This window comes from Wolbachia endosymbiont of Ctenocephalides felis wCfeT (assembly GCF_012277295.1).
Lineage (GTDB): Bacteria > Pseudomonadota > Alphaproteobacteria > Rickettsiales > Anaplasmataceae > Wolbachia.
The window spans coordinates 68,448-85,525 of sequence record NZ_CP051156.1; the positions used below are offsets into that span (position 1 = coordinate 68,448).

Sequence of the window (17,078 nt, forward strand, 5' to 3'; positions counted from 1 at the left end):
AATTAACTTAAGTTCTCAACATGACAAGTAAGATAAAAAAGCTTGGTGGTAACAAATTTTCTTTGACAGGTCTACTTGATAATAGCAATAATTCTGGCATGCAAGGGGAATATAAAAAAAAGAAGAAAAATTCAAAATTTTTGGACAGAACATTAGCGTGGATTGATGCAATTATCAGCTTTATTTTGAAGCGTGAAAGCAATAATGTAAATGAAGTTCTTAGAGTAACATGGGGGCCATTATTTTTTGGCCTGATAGTAATTCTTATTTTCTTTGGAATAGGTGGCATTTGGTCTGCAGTTGCTCCAATTGATGGGGCGGTGCATGCAAGTGGGGAGGTTATTGTATCTTCGAACAGAAAAATTGTTCAACATTTGGGTGGAGGCATAATAAGCAAAATTTTAGTAAAAGATGGTCAAGCGGTTAAGAAAGATGAGCCCTTGGTGTTACTAAGCGATGTTAGTGAGAAAGCAAACCTAAGTATCATAAAAGAAAAGCTTTTATCATACTTAGCAACTGAAGCAAGGCTTCTTGCAATTAGGGGAGGTCTTGATACACTAGAATTTTCTGATGAAATTAAAACCCTATCCAGCGAAGAGCTTGTTAATAAAGTTATAAAGAATCAAGTAAAGTTATTTAGCTCTCAGCGCAAAAGTATATTAGGGAAAACTGATATATTACAACAACGTATAAAACAGTTAAATGATGAGTTAGTAGGATTAAATTCTCAACTAGATGCAGCTCACAAGCAATATGACTTAGTAACCGAAGAATTAGAAAGTAAAAGGCAACTGCTTGTTAGTGGTCACATAGGCAAGCCGCATATTTTAGCTTTAGAGAAGCAATTTGCAGAAATTGAGGGTAGGGTAGGGCATTATCGCGCTGCAATCTCTCAAGTGCAGCAAAGAGTTGGTGAAAACGAATTGGAAATTATAAATGTTAGAAATGATTCACAAGAAAGAGCAAATGCTGAACTGAAAGAAGTGAGTACATCAATTGCTGATTTAAGAGAAAGATTTATGGTTGCTGAGGATTCACTAGCACGCACAGTAATTAAATCTCCTCAAGATGGAATAGTTACAGATATAAGATATCATACTGAAGGTGGTGTTATACAATCTGGCGTTCCGATTATGAGCGTAGTTCCATCAGACGATGATCTGATAATAGATGCTAAGATTCACACCAGAAATATAGAAGAAATTATAACGGCACAAAAAAAAGATAGTAATATAGTCTCTGTTGATGGATTGGAAGGATTAAAGGTCAAAGTTCGTTTAAGCGCTTATAGCGCACGTCGTTTGAGCTTAATTAATGGTATAGTTAGCCACATTTCACCTGATGCTCTTGATGATCAAAGGCTAGGGCGTTATTATTCAGTGCGTGTGGTAATACCACAATCAGAGCTTGCTCAGTTCAAAAATGTATACTTATATCCTGGTATGCCGGCGGAAGTATACATAGTAACTCAATCTCGTACTCTTCTGTCATTTTTATTTACACCTATAATTGCAATAGTTGATAGATCATTTATAGAAAGATAAAAGTCTGGTATAATACTTTCTTAAAGGGTCTTTATTATGTTTAAAGGAATTGTTGTAGATATTGGAACTATAGTTGACATTACTAATAGCCCCAATTCTGATCAAATATTTTGCATTAAGGCATCAAACTTATCACCTGTAAATGAAGGCGATTCAGTGGCCTGCTCTGGCGTGTGTTTGACCGCTATTGATGATATATTTACAGTGCAAGTTTCTCAAGAAACTATGAAAGTTACTAACCTCAACAAATGGAAAATAGGTGAAAAAATAAATCTAGAACAGGCGATGAGGTTAAGTGATAGGATTGATGGCCACTTAGTTCAGGGTCATGTGGACTCAACAGTGGAAATTTTAGAAATTAATCAAAATTTAGGTTCTCACGAGATCAAGCTGTTATGCCCGCAGGAGTTAATTAAATTTATAGCAAAGAAGGGCTCTATTGCATTGGATGGAGTTTCTCTGACAGTGAATTCAGTAAGTAATGGAGAATTCACTGTAAATATAATTCCTTATACATGGGAGAATACTACTTTTCAGTACAATAAAGTAGGTGATCATCTTAACTTAGAAGTTGATATAGTTGCTAGATATTTAAACCAATTAATAAAAAATAAAGATGCTTAAATTTTATAATTTTGTTATTTATAATTGTTATATCTTAAAAACCATATGCTTTTTGATTGTCTAATAATTTTCATTATCATTTTATGTATAGTAATTTCAGCAACTAGAGGGTTTATAAAAGAGCTGTGTGCATTAATGTTTTTGTTTCTATCAGTCTTTTTAACAGTTGATTATTATGATTTTTTTATTGTCAATTATAGTAAATATTTTAGCTCTACAATCACGCTGAACATACTGTCTACAATTTCCGTGTTCATCATACTGAATCTCATATTTATGATAATAAATAATTGGTTGATGTATATATTGTCACCAATAAGATTGGGGTTTATTGATAGAGCAACAGGAATTTTCCTCGGTGCATTTAGAGGAGTTTTGCTCTCTTATGTGCTGTTTTTTGCTGTGCATTTATATTGCCATACAATATATGAGAAAAAGGAGGAGCAAACTAAAGTGGAGGCAGTAGATGTGTTGCCTAGCTGGATAATAAATTCGCATTCCTATCAGACTTTATTTGTAGAAGTAGAAGGTGTAATTGATATGTATATACCAGAGTCATTAATATTAAAGATAAAAGACATTGGTAAAGAGCAGGAGGTTGATTAGGTTGAAAGGATGTGGGATAGCTATCACAGACCTTATTGTTATCCTATAACTTGATCAAAATTGTATCCATTCAGGTGTATGGCTTAAGAAGCAATAGCCAGTAGGTTTTGAAAAGGATTGATTTAACTTCTTTTGCCTCCAAGTCAAGTACAATGAAATTATCGTATCCATTCAGGTGTATGGCTTAAGAAGCAATAGCCAGTAGGTTTTGAAAAGGATTTAACTTCTTTTGCCTCCAAGTCAAGTACAATGAAATTATCCTCTCAAGAAACATATTTCCCCGTTTCGATTGTGTAAAATATGAAACTTTTCGGTAAACAACGTAATGCCGAATCTGTCGCTCAGCATAGTTGTTTGTCAGTGGAATATTTTCTGGATCGTCCAAAAATTTCCACATCATCAGATCCGATTTCATGATATTTTTTGCTACTCGAGACGCTCCAATTGCCTCGGGTAAATTTGATATATTCTTTAAGTAATATCTTGTTCGCTTGCGTAATTTTCTTGCTCTTCTTATGAACCTTAATGTGTCTATTTCATCCTTTAACAGAGCTTTTTTCAATGCAAATAATTCAGTAGCAACATTCCTTAAATAATACCCCAAAACTTTCACTTCGCTATTCCAACTATGAGACAACCTTTCAAAATCTCTTGCTAAATGTGCCCAACAGACCTGCCTTTTCTTGCTGGAAAAGTAGTTGTAAGCTGCATATCTGTCGGTCACTACTAGGTTGTTATTCTTTCCAAATTTACTATTTTCCAGGACTTTCATCCCTCTTGACTCTGTCAATTTGATCACACTTCCTATTTTGCTCGCAAACATCCAGCACCAGCCCTGTTTACCTTTGTTGTAATGGCTAGTTTCATCGATATGTAAAATTTTGCTCTTGCTTACCTCTTCCTCAATTTGCTCATATGCTTCTTGGCATTTTTCTGCCACTCTAGCCTCGCTATTTGATACACTACCGACGCTGATATCCAGGTTGAAAATGTCCTTTATAATATTTGCCACTTCTTTTTTCGAATTCTTGTAAAATCCACTTAATGCTGTAATTACTGACTTAACTCTTGGACCAAATGTGTCCGCAGTTACTCCTTCTTGTAGCTTGCTACTTTTTCTTTTTCCACATCTTTTGCAACGTCCATGCTCTAGTTGATATTCAACTACATACGGCTTGATTTCCGGCAAATCGACCTTTTGATGAGTATACGGATCTTTTGATACCGCAATTTCTCCTCCGCACTCACACGTATTGGGCAGTTCTATTTTTACCATCTCATCTGCCTCCATTTTAGGGCGGTAACTGCCTTTATGTCCAACCTGTGCTCCTACTTTCCTGTCACTTTTTGGCTTATTTTCCCTCATCTTATATAATTCTTTGGAGCTTGGTATAGATGAATTTTTTGAATTTAAGCCAAGCCTTTCTTTTAACTCAGCGTTTTCGATCCTTAGCGCTTTATTTTCTGCTTTAAGCTCTTCTATTTTTGTTTCTAACTTTTCTATAGTCTGCTTAAACTTTTGCAAAATTCTAAAAGATCAACCATATTACCTCACAGCCACTCTAGTTTACCTTTTTAGCATTCCTTGTCTACTCTTTATTTTACCGCCCGGCTGAATGGATACAGTAATACTGCTTTACACATTGCTATTTCTTTTAAGCTTAATGAAGCAGTAAAAATCCTTTTGACACATCAGGACATCAATTTTTCTATTAGGAACCAATATATTATTGATCATTTTCCTTACCCTATACAGCGTTACAATCATACTGTACTAGAATATGCAAGGGAATTAGGCACGCCTGAAATTGTAAACGAAATTGTAAGGTGTATGAATGAGAGAGGTATAAGAGAAGGAGGGCTAGAGCATCCAGTTTTTAACATTGGAGGGGAGGTTAGGGATGTAGTACAAAATAGACAAAACGCTAGAGCAGCAATGCAAGGGCTTGATATGCAGGATGCTAGAGCAGTAATGCAAAGGTTTGCGGAAGAAAACGATAGAATAAGGCAACAGGTTAATCAGCAATTTGCGGAACGACAAAGGCAAGAAAATGATAGAATAAGGCAACAATTAGTAGAAAATGCAAGACAACGAAATGAAAGAGTAAGGCAGCAGGTAGATGAAATAGTAAGGCAGCGTATAATCAGGCCAAGAGTTGAGGTGAGGCAAAGAGATGAAAGAAGAGGTAGAAAAAAAATTCCTGTTCTTGTAAAGGTAAGCGCTTTTTTACTAATTTCTTTGTTATGTATGTGGTTAGAATATGAAGCGTTGCTGGCATTATATGCTATGGCCGCTCTGAGCTTTCATATGTATTTATTGAAAAAGTTTATCTTTATGGGTGGGAATGATAATAGGAATTCAAGTAATAAAAAGACCATATTATTCTCAGCATTAGTGTCTTTATATTGCTTTGCCGTGCTTACTGATATGGTAGCTGGAAAAGGGTACTTTCTTGCTTCACAATTGTTATTCACCATTGGCACTCCGCTACTTCTATTTGAAGAAGTAAGTTCTACTGCTTGCAGTGTATGTCAATCCCTTGAATTACTGCAAGTTACTATTGCAGCATGCGCTGGACTTGCTATGTGGTGTGCAATAGGAATGATTTTATGTAGCTTATTTTCCTGTTTGTGCAATATTTTTAGAGGTAATCTTCCAGAAGATCATCCAGCTCATGTATCAGCACATGATCTTATGATGATGCAGAAAGAAGCAATTGTAAGAGCTAGGCTCGCAGGGAATGATGAAGTAGAGGGTGTACCGTTAAATCTGCTTATTGATATAGATGTAGGGCCACAAAGAAATAGACCTCTCTTGTATAACTAAGCATTATCTAATACAATTCAAGTTCTGTTGTGCAATTGATTACTTCAGAACTTGAAAATTGATTTCTAAACCAGGTATACTGACGCTTTGCGTAATGTCTGGTATTGATTTGTGCAATTTGTATCGCCTCATTTAGAGTGATTTCACCCTTTAGATACTTTATGATCTCTGGAACTCCATGTGCTTTCATAGCTGGTAAGTGTGGAGCTAAATTCATGCTGAGTAGAGTTTTTACTTCATCAATTGCTCCGTTTTCAATCATTGTAGTGAAACGAGAATTTATTTTTTGGTATACTTCTTCACGTTTAGGTAAAATTGTATACATCTTAATGTTATTGAATGATGGAGGATCTTTCTCTTCTTGCCATTTAAGAATAGACCTTTTAGTTTCAGTAATAACTTCAAGTGCTCTTGAAAGACGGTGAGAATCATTCATAAATATTTTGCCTTGAATGTTTGGGTCTTTGCTCAGCACCAGTGCATAAAATTCTTCTCTACTTGAATTTTTTTTTAGTTCATTTACGTTTTTCCTTACTTCTTGACTTATCTGCGGCATTGATGATAAGCCTTTAACTAAACTACTAATATAAAGGCCACTACCACCGGTAATTATTGGTATTTGTAAATTTTCTAATGCGTTGCCTACTTCCTTCTTTAGATCTTCAAGCCATAAGCCAACAGAATAATTTTCTTTTGCAGAAACATAGCCATACAGCTTGTAAAATTCTTCCTGTTTTGGCGGTTGAGCAGTTATTATGGGAATCTCTTTATATATCTGCTTTGAGTCGCAATTAATTATTCTAATATTACTATATTTTTTTGTTAGCTTATCACATAATTCTGATTTACCTGAGGCCGTAATTCCTGTAATAATTACTACATTGTTTTTCATTTATATTAATTTAATTAATTAATGTATAATAGTAGAGTGTAGCAAAAGTTTAGGTTATACAATCTAAAATTTGGAGATTTTTATGACAGAAAGTAACGATAACGATAATGATTCATTTGTTAAACATTTTGCAAGAAAAAATTCTGATAGCACAAGCGGAGGAGGAGGTTTTGCTAGCAAATACTCATCTGGAAATACCAAAGAGCGTGCATTAGGGGAAAAGGGTAAAATTGCTGAGTTAGCAGGTCAAAAACCCCAGCCTAAAGAGGCCTTTTCTGAAAGTGGTGGCATTAAAAGCAAAAGTAAGACAGTTAATGAGAGATCTCATGCTGATGCGGCGCGAAGAAGTAGATCAGATCTTATATATTTAGTACGTGGTAAGGATCGCGGAAGGTCCGCTTGGCATTACGTATTGGTTGATAAAGAAAAAAGAGAAATGTTCCTTGCAAAAAGCAGAACTGGTTCTATGGATGTTGCAGATTATGGAGAAATTCTATATTCAGGATGGGGAGAAGATCCATCTCAAGAAATAGTTGATAAAATCAATGAGGAGTTTGGGTTGTAATAAGCTCCTCATTGATTTTAATTATGTTTCGTCCTGGATACTTACTGCGAATTACCAATTAATCATATATTCTGTATGGTATGGTGAATAGTAAGGCTCACCTTCTTCGCTATATGTAGGTGGTATCCATTCAGCCGGGCGGTAAAATAAAGAGTAGACAAGGAATGCTAAAAAGGTAAACTAGAGTGGCTGTGAGGTAATATGGTTGATCTTTTAGAATTTTGCGAAAGTTTAAGCAGACTATAGAAAAGTTAGAAACAAAAATAGAAGAGCTTAAAGCAGAAAATAAAGCGCTAAGGATCGAAAACGCTGAGTTAAAAGAAAGGCTTGGCTTAAATTCAAAAAATTCATCTATACCAAGCTCCAAAGAATTATATAAGATGAGGGAAAATAAGCCAAAAAGTGACAGGAAAGTAGGAGCACAGGTTGGACATAAAGGCAGTTACCGCCCTAAAATGGAGGCAGATGAGATGGTAAAAATAGAACTGCCCAATACGTGTGAGTGCGGAGGAGAAATTGCGGTATCAAAAGATCCGTATACTCATCAAAAGGTCGATTTGCCGGAAATCAAGCCGTATGTAGTTGAATATTAACTAGAGCATGGACGTTGCAAAAGATGTGGAAAAAGAAAAAGTAGCAAGCTACAAGAAGGAGTAACTGCGGACACATTTGGTCCAAGAGTTAAGTCAGTAATTGCAGCATTAAGTGGATTTTACAAGAATTCGAAAAAAGAAGTGGCAAATATTATAAAGGACATTTTCAACCTGGATATCAGCGTCGGTAGTGTATCAAATAGCGAGGCTAGAGTGGCAGAAAAATGCCAAGAAGCATATGAGCAAATTGAGGAAGAGGTAAGCAAGAGCAAAATTTTACATATCGATGAAACTAGCCATTACAACAAAGGTAAACAGGGCTGGTGCTGGATGTTTGCGAGCAAAATAGGAAGTGTGATCAAATTGACAGAGTCAAGAGGGATGAAAGTCCTGGAAAATAGTAAATTTGGAAAGAATAACAACCTAGTAGTGACCGACAGATATGCAGCTTACAACTACTTTTCCAGCAAGAAAAGGCAGGTCTGTTGGGCACATTTAGCAAGAGATTTTGAAAGGTTGTCTCATAGTTGGAATAGCGAAGTGAAAGTTTTGGGGTATTATTTAAGGAATGTTGCTACTGAATTATTTGCATTGAAAAAAGCTCTGTTAAAGGATGAAATAGACACATTAAGGTTCATAAGAAGAGCAAGAAAATTATGCAAGCGAACGAGATATTACTTAAAGAATATATCAAATTTACCCGAGGCAATTGGAGCGTCTCGAGTAGCAAAAAATATCATGAAATCGGATCTGATGATGTGGAAATTTTTGGACGATCCAGAAAATATTCCACTGACAAACAACTATGCTGAGCGACAGATTCGGCATTACGTTGTTTACCGAAAAGTTTCATATTTTACACAATCGAAACGGGGAAATATGTTTCTTGAGAGGATAATTTCATTGTACTTGACTTGGAGGCAAAAGAAGTTAAATCCTTTTCAAAACCTACTGGCTATTGCTTCTTAAGCCATACACCTGAATGGATACAATTACGCTAAAGCTATGCCTCTTCTAAAAATGCTTCGGCATCAAGTGCAGCCATACATCCAGTCCCTGCTGCAACCACTGCCTGACGATATACTTTATCTTGCACATCACCTGCAGCAAATACCCCTGCCCTACTAGTTAGAGTCGTTCCTGGCTCAGTAATTATGTAACCTTGCTCATCCATATCAACAAAACCCTTGAAGACACTTGTGTTTGGTGCATGTCCAATTGCAATAAATACTCCATCTACCTTCAATTCTTGAATTCCTTTAGTTTCTGTTGATTTAATAGTAATGCCAGTAACTTTTTTTGGACTTTCATCTCCAAGTATTTCTTCTACAGCATGATTCCATATTATTTTTATTTTATCATTCTTAAAGAGCCTATCTTGCATAACTTTTTCTGCTCTGAGCTTATCACGCCTGTGTATTAATATAACTTCCTTGACAAATCGTGTTAAAAATATTGCCTCCTCAACTGCAGTGTTACCACCACCAACCACAGCTACAACTTTATTTCTAAAAAATGCACCATCGCAAGTTGCGCAGGCTGAGACTCCATAACCTTGAAACTTTTTTTCACTTTCCAAACCAAGCCACTTTGCTTGTGCACCAGATGCAATTATAACTGCATTAGAATGATAGCTATTAAAGTTACCGATGGATTTATATCTATATCCGCTTTGATCTTTAGATTGTTCAACGTTTTTTATTTCATCATCTATTATCTTTGCCCCAACTTTTTCTGCGTGCAATTTCATTTGTTCCATTAACTCTGGACCTTGTATTGAAACAAAGCCAGGATAGTTCTCAACATCTGTAGTAATTGTAAGCTGTCCACCTGGTTGCATTCCTGCTACTACAATCGGCTCCAAGTTTGCACGTGCTGCGTATATAGCGGCAGCATAACCTGCAGCTCCAGATCCAATAATCAGAAACTTAGTCTCCATCTATAATTCTTCGCTATGCGAATTTAAAAAATCGGCAACTCCTTCATCACTTGCTTGCATTCCCGGTTTACCTTTATTCCATCCTGCAGGACATACTTCACCATGTTCTTCATGATGTTTAACCGCATCAACAATTCTAATAAACTCATCGATGTTACGCCCTAAAGGCAAATCATTTATCGATTGATGACGTACAACAAATTTATCATCTATAACAAAAGTGGCTCTAAGTGCAATTGCATCATCATATAGTACTCCATAATCTCTCGATATGGATTTTTTGATATCAGATACTAAAATATAACTAATCTCTCCAATACCACCTTCATTGATTGGGGTGTTGCGCCATTGGTGATGCGAAAATTTTGAATCTACACTTACCCCTATAACTTCAACACCACGCTTTGAAAAGTCCTCTATTTTATTGCTGAAAGATATTATCTCAGTTGGACAAACAAACGTAAAATCAAGTGGGTAAAAGAAAAGAACAGCATACCTACCCTCTATATGCTCACTAAGACAAAAATCATCAACTATTTCTCCATCAGGCAAAACAGCAGGAGCAGTAAAATCAATAGCAGATTTTGTTATAAGATTCATAATTCATTTTAAATAATCTTATTCTACACCCTGATAAATCTGCGTGCAAGATTTCTTTTGTATGAGCCGGAGGCTCTATAGTATTACCTTTTCACAAAAATTTTATCAGCAATGCGCATGTCAATTATGCTCCAATCACTGAAGGCAAAATCAGTTGTATCGTGTAAGTGATTTAAATAATCCCATGCACCTAGAGGATTATCTTCAGGAAGTTTCACTGTTGGACCATCATCAAGTACAACATTCCACCTTCTATTACCCACGCAAATAAAAGAAGAAATCTTGCCACTTAGTTGAGCTTTGCTTTCTAACAACTCTTTAACAAACTCTAGATTTGATAGTGAGTTTTGCCCTGAAATTGTAACAAGGTTGTCTATTAAATAGTCATCTACAATTACTTCACCTTTAGAATCAATTACTGAAGTTTTATTATTATCTTTCCAGAGAGCAAATGGTTTATGCTCTTCTATATCAATCTGTAAAGTACTTGGTAAAATTCTATGAACACTCACATGTTTTGCCCATTTGTTAGTGGATTGTATATCACTTGCGAGCTTAGAAAGCGAAACATATATAATAGGTTGTGATTTATCCACCAACCTTACAATGTCTTGCTCGTTTACAAATTTATTACCAGTAACAATTACCTCATCAATTTTAAACCCACTATTCAGTAGAAAACTAGATACACATTCATCACACCAATTAAAATAATAGTTAAAGCGGTCAATGATCTTATCAAGTGAACTAAGAATGACTAAAGTAAGAAAAAGTGAAGTTATAATAAAAAAAGCGCACTTACGTAAAAAACGCCTTTGACTTCTAGTAACACTGCTCAACATTTATTTTACCCTTAACGTTCCCGCACTGTAAACTATCTTCAATAATAATTTCAACTAAATCGTTAAAGTCAACTCCTTTTGTCAATTTTGCAATTTCTGGCACTAGTGATAATTCAGTGAATCCAGGATGTGTATTGATCTCAAGCATTTTTAAGGCTCCATCTTTTGGGTTATAACGGAAATCTGAACGAGATATAGTTTTACATCCTAAAAATTGATGTGCCTTAAGTGCGTGCTCCAAGGTCATTTGATACACATCATCAGGAATTTCAGCAGGAAATATGTGCTCTGCAAACCCATCCGTGTATTTCGCTTCATAATCATAGAATTTATTCTTCGGCCTAATTTCTATTGTCCCAATCGCTTCATTGAGTAATACAGCAGTATGTAGTTCTACACCTGGTATATATTCCTCAATGACCATTTCTTCTGCAATGGTTGCAGCGCATACAGAAGGTGATGACAAATAGTTATCTTTTAACCTTAAATAGTCCTCGCATGAAGAAACAATATGCACCCCAATGCTTGAACCTTCATTGATCGGCTTCAAAACATATGGATAATCAATTTTAATATTACCATTTAATACATCCTCACGACTAATCACATAACCCTGTGGAATACCAATACCAAGAGATTTAAATATGTGCTTTGACATCACCTTATTCATCGCAATAGCAGAAGCCAAGACACCAGAATGTGTGTATTTTATGCCTAAAATTTCCAAGAAACCCTGAATGCAACCATCTTCACCATAAGGCCCGTGCAAAGCAATGAAAGCAAGGTCTGGGTTAATTTTTCTCAATTTTTCAGAGATACTCTGATCAACATCTACTTCAATTGCATTATATGAAAGGGCATCAAGTGCTTTTTTCACCGCCTTTCCACTCATGAGCGACACTTCCCTTTCGCGAGAAAGTTCTCCGCTCAAAACTGCTATAGTTGGAGCCATTTAAATTGCTTTTTCTGTTAAACTAATCTGCATCTGCTGTAGTGAATTCACTTGTAACTCACTATTTTTTATGTATTTAATTGCAAGCACTAATGCCTTACTGCCAGAAGCTGTAGTACTATGAGCTATATTTTGCAAAATAGCAGTTCTTCTGATATCTTTACTATCTGAAACTGACTTTACGCCCTTTGAAGTATTGATCACTAGATTTATTTTCCCATCTTTTAGCATATCAACTATGTGAGGCCTACCCTCTCTAACCTTATTCACAGCCTTTGCAGCAATGCCATTATCTTTCAGGTAGGAAGCTGTACCTTTAGTTGCATATATTTCAAAACTTAGCTCTTTTAACATTTGCACAACCGGTAATATATACTCCTTATCATCATCTTTTACGGAAACTAAAGCTGACCCTTCGGTTGGCAGCTTATATCCTGCAGCTATGTGTGCTTTTGCAAGTGCAGCTTCAAAAGAAGAGTCAATACCCATAACTTCCCCTGTTGACTTCATCTCTGGACCAAGTAAAGTGTCAACTCCAGAAAAGCGAGTAAAAGGGAAAACAGCAGCTTTAACTGCAAAGTGATCAAAAGGTTGTGTTTCTTGATTGAGCTTTTCACCTAAAATAACTTTCGTTGCCAGTTTTGCGATAGGGACATTAATTACCTTGGAGATAAAAGGAACAGTACGGCTTGCCCTTAAGTTTACTTCAAGTATATATACATCACTTTCTTGAATGGCAAATTGAATATTGATCAGACCTTTGACTTTTAATGCAAGTGCTATTCTTTCAGTTTGCAGTTTAATTTCTTTTATAACCTCATCACTTAATGTGTTTGTCGGCACCGAACATGTGGAATCACCAGAGTGAATACCAGCCTCTTCAATGTGCTCCATAATTGCTGCAATGAAAATTTTTTCTCCATCGCATATAGCATCAACATCAACTTCAACTGCGTTAACCAAGAATTTATCAAGCAAAAGCGAGCCATGCTCAAAGATTTTAGTTTGATCCGATACATAATCCTTAAAACTTTCAATATCATGCCGAATTGACATAGATTGACCACCTAAGACATAGGATGGCCTGACTACTAATGGAAATCCTACTTTTTTTGCATTGATTAATGCTTCTTGAGCTGAATTACAGATAGCATTTTCAGGTTGTTTTAAATTTAGTTGTGTTGCAAGTTTTTTGAATCTCATGCGATCTTCTGCAAGGTCAATGGAATCAAATGATGTACCCAATATGTTAAAACCTCGCTCATGAAGTACTTTTGCTAACTTTAACGGTGTTTGCCCTCCGATCTGTACTATAATTCCAATAAGCGTACCATTCTCCTGTTCTTTCTTTAATATCTCTAATACATCCTCTGCAACTAAAGGCGCAAAATACAGACGATCAGCAGTATCATAATCAGTTGAAACGGTCTCCGGATTACAGTTAATCATTATTGTTTCATATCCCATTTCTTTAGCAGCAGATACTACATGTACGCATGCGTAATCAAATTCAATTCCTTGACCAATACGATTTGGCCCACTACCTAGAATTACTACCTTTTTTCGATCGGAGACGTTTGCTTCGCACTCTGTTCCTTCTGTCATCACAGTATTCTCCACTGTCATCCCAGTACCCTTTATTGTCATCCCAGTGCTTGACACTGGGATCCATTCTTTTTTATTTCTGGATTCCAGCGTCACGCACTGGAATGACACCGGAAGGTCTGCTGCACTACCCTCATAACAACCATACATGTAAGCAGTACTCGATTCAAACTCAGCGGCACAGGTGTCTACACATTTATATACTGGATGAATACTTAATTTTTTTCTCATTTCTTCTACTAGGTACGGTGTCATTCCAGCATCGGAGCTCTGGGATGACAGAGAAGCTAACCTTGCATCCGAAAATCCCATCTTCTTTAATTCTAGCACTTCATGTGCAGTTTGAGGCAATCCATCTTCTTTAATTTTTTGCTCAGCTAAAACAATTTGCTGTATATTTTGCAAAAACCATAAATCATACCCCGTGATTGAATTTATTTCTTCTATGCTGATCTTGTGGCGCATAGCATCTGCAGCAATTAAGAGCCTATTTGGCAGTGATTTTGCTAATTGAGACTTTATATGATCGACATCTGCACCTTCAGAAAAGACTTCATTAAGCCCAGAGAGACCTGTCTCAAGCGAGCGAAAAGCTTTCTGTAGTGACTCATTAAAGGTGCGACCTATTGACATCACCTCTCCGACCGATTTCATGGAAGTTGATAATTCGCAGTTTGTTCCTTTAAATTTTTCAAACTCGAATCTAGGAATTTTAGTGACAATATAATCGATTACCGGTTCAAATGCAGCAGGTATAACTGGTGCACAGTCATTACGTATCTCATCAAGTGAATAGCCAATAGCAAGCTTAGTTGCAACTTTTGCTATAGGATAACCAGTAGCCTTTGAAGCAAGTGCAGATGAGCGAGAAACTCTTGGATTCATTTCAATGACAACAAGGCTACCATCTTCTTTCGGATTGACTGCAAATTGTACGTTTGCACCACCAGCACTTACATCTATTTCTCTCAATACTGCTATCGATGCATTTCTCATTTGTTGATATTCTTTGTCACGCAACGTTAAAGCAGGGGCAACAGTAATGCTATCTCCAGTGTGTACACCCATTGGATCAACATTTTCAATTGAGCAGACTATGATACAATTATCTTTACAGTCGCGGATGACTTCCATTTCATATTCTTTCCACCCAATAATAGACTCATCGATTTGCACTTTATTAATTGGTGAAATTTTTAAGGCATTTTCTGTAATGTCAAAAAACTCCTTTTTATTGTATGCTATGCCACTACCTGCACCACCGAGAGTAAATGATGAGCGAATAATTGCAGGCAATCCCACATAATCGAAAGCTTTTCCTATTTCCTCTTTGCTTTTAACAATAATGCTTTTAGGATACTTCAATCCTATTTTATCCATGGATTTACGAAAAAGGTCCCTATCTTCAGCTTTTTTAATCGCTTCTCTATTTACACCAATTAGCTTTACACCATATTTGTCTAATATTCCATTATCTGCCAGCTTCATTGCACAATTCAGTGCAGTTTGCCCACCCATTGTCGGCAATATTGCGTCAGGTTTTTCCTTGATTATAATTTTTTCTATGATTTCAGGCAGTACTGGCTCGATATACGTCACATCAGAAAACTCAGGATCTGTCATTATAGTTGCAGGATTGGAGTTGACTAGAATAACTTTATAACCTTCACTCTTTAGCACTTTACAGCTTTGAGTGCCAGAATAGTCAAATTCGCAAGCTTGACCTATAACTATCGGTCCAGCTCCTATGACTAATATAGACTCTATATCTGTGCGTTTTGGCATAACAATAATGATTCCTATTTAAGTAATATTACCAGCCTTTGCCGCATGTGTGAATGTTTATTAGCTACATGAAAATGCTGAAGTTTATTATACATCACTGCTTCTTCTTAATTCAATCATCATACCAATTGCTTATTGTTGCAGTTGCTTCATTTTTTCTAACCTTTCTGGCATCAGTTTAACGCACCAAGGGTCTTGTGACAGGTCTTGATAAGCAAGCGCAGCATATTTTTTCGTGTGAGCAAGATGAATCTCAGTCAATTCTTCATAAATCATTCCACGGCCAACTACTATCAACTCAATAGGAAGTGCACCATTAGCAATATTTTCATATTCTTTTAGAAGTGCAAGCTGCATTTCAAGCGCATTATCTAAGAATCCAAGCGAACGTAAGCTGCATGCAATACCCCATTTAGCACCTCGTACAACAATCATTTCTCCTTTTTCTTCCGAATATTTCTTGCATTTTTCAAAGGCAGAAAGTGCATTTTGATACTGCTCAGCTTCAATGTAGTTTTGGGCCAAATTATTATAAAGTGCCCCAAGCCATGCACGTGCTCGTTCATCTTCTGCTTTTGCTGCAAGATCTATTGCTTTTTTATTCCATATAATCTTTTTATCAATGCCTTTCTCTACGATAGCAATCATGTGAGCAGCATTAACGGTATGAAAGTCAAACCCATGTTTCACACTTAATTCATAAGATTGATTAAACAATTGCAATGCAATCTCTATGTTGTCAGATTGATGAAAAACACGCCCACGTTCAAGTAAAATTCTAACTTGTGCAAGTTGATATTGTGGGGCAAGAGCAGCCTCCGCTGAATCAAGAGTTTTGTGTGCTAGATCAAACTTCTTTTGCATTGCTTGCGCTAGCGCGATTTGCGACAAAATTTGCAAATATATCGACTTGTTTTCTAAAACCTCTGCTTGTGGTAAAAGGGCACTGAGATTTTTTTCAATACTTTCAGGGTGTCCAGTGAACAGATCATCAAAATTTTCTAATTTACTCAATTGAAGTATCACAAATCCTATCAAAATAGTTACAAAAGATCTTAGCACCATAGCACTTAATAATCAAACTTATGTGAATTGTTTTAAGTTAAGCTTTTTTTCCGATTACTATAGTACTCTCACTTGAAAAGAAATAATCTGGTACCTCCATATTGCTTGGCGCTGGCCCACCAATTACCCGACCTGATGTGTCATAATATGAACCATGGCAAGGACAGAACCAACCATTACCATCTTTTGTTGCATGATCAACCGGCACGCATCCAAGGTGTGTACACACCCCAAGCATAATTAACCATTCTTCTTTTCCTTTGTACACTCTTTGCTCATCTGATTGAGGATCCCTCAAATCCCCAACTTTCACAGCCCTTGCAGCTTCAATCTCTTGTTTCGTACGCCTGCGAATAAACACTGGCTTGCCTCGCCATTTTACCTTCTTGCCTTGCCCTTCTTGAATTCCGGATAAGTCAACTTCAATTGTGGACATTGCTAAAACCTCAGCAGAAGGGTTCATAGATGTAACCAGTGACCAAACCCCACCTGCAGCTCCTATACCTGCCATAGCACACGTAGTTATAGTCATAAATTCCCTCCTACTCTGACCCTTAGAAATTTGTTTATTTTCTTCTTCTGCTGGCAGTTTATCACTTAGCGGTTTATCATTCAGCTCTTTATTCATTTATCATCCAC

General features: G+C 36.4%; 13 protein-coding genes and 2 pseudogenes. 6 read left to right on the plus strand and 9 right to left on the minus strand.

Going from position 1 to position 17,078, the window contains the following annotated elements; translation table 11 throughout:
* Positions 1-20 precede the first annotated feature (20 nt).
* From HF197_RS00345 to HF197_RS00355, 3 genes are read left to right on the plus strand one after another with little or no spacing between them, the layout of a single operon-like run.
* On the plus strand, positions 21-1,544 hold the full coding sequence (locus HF197_RS00345; RefSeq protein ID WP_168463829.1) for an HlyD family type I secretion periplasmic adaptor subunit: 1,524 nt from the start codon (positions 21-23) through the stop codon (positions 1,542-1,544).
* Between the two features lie 36 nt (positions 1,545-1,580).
* The gene (locus HF197_RS00350) at positions 1,581-2,168 is read left to right on the plus strand and encodes a riboflavin synthase (RefSeq protein WP_168463830.1); all 588 of its coding nucleotides are present in this window, start codon (positions 1,581-1,583) and stop codon (positions 2,166-2,168) included.
* 45 nt (positions 2,169-2,213) lie between these two features.
* Positions 2,214-2,774, plus strand: coding sequence for a CvpA family protein (locus HF197_RS00355; RefSeq protein ID WP_168464850.1), 561 nt, complete (start codon positions 2,214-2,216; stop codon positions 2,772-2,774).
* 184 nt (positions 2,775-2,958) lie between these two features.
* On the opposite strand, the pseudogene tnpC (HF197_RS00360) reads toward HF197_RS00355, so the two are convergent.
* A pseudogene (gene tnpC, locus HF197_RS00360) lies at positions 2,959-4,319 on the minus strand (IS66 family transposase).
* Between the two features lie 40 nt (positions 4,320-4,359).
* On the opposite strand from tnpC (HF197_RS00360), the gene HF197_RS00365 reads away from it, so the two are divergent.
* On the plus strand, positions 4,360-5,601 hold the full coding sequence (locus HF197_RS00365; RefSeq protein ID WP_168463831.1) for a hypothetical protein: 1,242 nt from the start codon (positions 4,360-4,362) through the stop codon (positions 5,599-5,601).
* A 7-nt stretch (positions 5,602-5,608) separates the two neighbouring features.
* Here the strand turns inward: HF197_RS00365 and miaA are convergent, their stop codons facing one another.
* Entirely contained in the window at positions 5,609-6,493 is an 885-nt protein-coding gene (miaA, locus tag HF197_RS00370; RefSeq protein ID WP_168463832.1) for a tRNA (adenosine(37)-N6)-dimethylallyltransferase MiaA, read from the minus strand.
* 82 nt (positions 6,494-6,575) lie between these two features.
* On the opposite strand from miaA, the gene HF197_RS00375 reads away from it, so the two are divergent.
* Positions 6,576-7,058 (plus strand): hypothetical protein, encoded by a 483-nt coding sequence (locus tag HF197_RS00375; RefSeq protein WP_168463833.1) that lies wholly within the window; start codon positions 6,576-6,578, stop codon positions 7,056-7,058.
* A gap of 201 nt (positions 7,059-7,259) precedes the next feature.
* A pseudogene (gene tnpC, locus HF197_RS00380) lies at positions 7,260-8,620 on the plus strand (IS66 family transposase).
* 34 nt (positions 8,621-8,654) lie between these two features.
* Here tnpC (HF197_RS00380) and trxB read toward each other — a convergent pair.
* The 7 genes from trxB to petA form a co-directional block, all read right to left on the minus strand.
* On the minus strand, positions 8,655-9,590 hold the full coding sequence (gene trxB / locus HF197_RS00385; RefSeq protein ID WP_168463834.1) for a thioredoxin-disulfide reductase: 936 nt from the start codon (positions 9,588-9,590) through the stop codon (positions 8,655-8,657).
* A complete protein-coding gene (locus HF197_RS00390) occupies positions 9,591-10,190 on the minus strand; it encodes a peroxiredoxin (RefSeq protein ID WP_168463835.1) in 600 nt (199 codons plus the stop codon). It lies immediately after the preceding gene.
* Positions 10,191-10,273: 83 nt separating this feature from the next.
* Positions 10,274-11,032: a cell division protein FtsQ/DivIB gene (locus tag HF197_RS00395; RefSeq protein WP_168463836.1), complete on the minus strand. Its 759-nt coding sequence runs from the start codon at positions 11,030-11,032 to the stop codon at positions 10,274-10,276.
* Positions 11,013-11,984 carry a D-alanine--D-alanine ligase gene (locus HF197_RS00400; protein WP_168463837.1) on the minus strand — a complete coding sequence of 324 codons (972 nt, stop codon included), beginning with the start codon at positions 11,982-11,984 and terminating at the stop codon, positions 11,013-11,015. Before HF197_RS00400 ends, HF197_RS00395 begins: the two co-directional genes overlap by 20 nt.
* Positions 11,985-15,374 carry a carbamoyl-phosphate synthase large subunit gene (gene carB, locus HF197_RS00405; protein WP_168463838.1) on the minus strand — a complete coding sequence of 1,130 codons (3,390 nt, stop codon included), beginning with the start codon at positions 15,372-15,374 and terminating at the stop codon, positions 11,985-11,987.
* Between the two features lie 132 nt (positions 15,375-15,506).
* Entirely contained in the window at positions 15,507-16,439 is a 933-nt protein-coding gene (locus HF197_RS00410; RefSeq protein WP_218938896.1) for a hypothetical protein, read from the minus strand.
* Positions 16,440-16,476: 37 nt separating this feature from the next.
* Complete coding sequence (petA, locus tag HF197_RS00415; RefSeq protein WP_168463840.1) at positions 16,477-17,067, minus strand: ubiquinol-cytochrome c reductase iron-sulfur subunit; 591 nt, start codon at positions 17,065-17,067, stop codon at positions 16,477-16,479.
* Positions 17,068-17,078: the final 11 nt, after the last annotated feature.

Excerpts from the sequence above, each read along its gene's own strand:
- HF197_RS00390 (WP_168463835.1), bottom strand. The coding sequence starts at position 10,190 with ATGAATCTTATAACAAAATCTGCTATTGATTTTACTGCTCCTGCTGTT.
- HF197_RS00355 (WP_168464850.1), top strand. The coding sequence starts at position 2,214 with ATGCTTTTTGATTGTCTAATAATTTTCATTATCATTTTATGTATAGTA.
- miaA (WP_168463832.1), bottom strand. The coding sequence starts at position 6,493 with ATGAAAAACAATGTAGTAATTATTACAGGAATTACGGCCTCAGGTAAA.
- HF197_RS00395 (WP_168463836.1), bottom strand. The coding sequence starts at position 11,032 with ATGTTGAGCAGTGTTACTAGAAGTCAAAGGCGTTTTTTACGTAAGTGC.
- HF197_RS00410 (WP_218938896.1), bottom strand. The coding sequence starts at position 16,439 with ATGGTGCTAAGATCTTTTGTAACTATTTTGATAGGATTTGTGATACTT.
- trxB (WP_168463834.1), bottom strand. The coding sequence starts at position 9,590 with ATGGAGACTAAGTTTCTGATTATTGGATCTGGAGCTGCAGGTTATGCT.
- HF197_RS00350 (WP_168463830.1), top strand. The coding sequence starts at position 1,581 with ATGTTTAAAGGAATTGTTGTAGATATTGGAACTATAGTTGACATTACT.
- HF197_RS00375 (WP_168463833.1), top strand. The coding sequence starts at position 6,576 with ATGACAGAAAGTAACGATAACGATAATGATTCATTTGTTAAACATTTT.
- petA (WP_168463840.1), bottom strand. The coding sequence starts at position 17,067 with ATGAATAAAGAGCTGAATGATAAACCGCTAAGTGATAAACTGCCAGCA.
- HF197_RS00345 (WP_168463829.1), top strand. The coding sequence starts at position 21 with ATGACAAGTAAGATAAAAAAGCTTGGTGGTAACAAATTTTCTTTGACA.
- carB (WP_168463838.1), bottom strand. The coding sequence starts at position 15,374 with ATGCCAAAACGCACAGATATAGAGTCTATATTAGTCATAGGAGCTGGA.
- HF197_RS00400 (WP_168463837.1), bottom strand. The coding sequence starts at position 11,984 with ATGGCTCCAACTATAGCAGTTTTGAGCGGAGAACTTTCTCGCGAAAGG.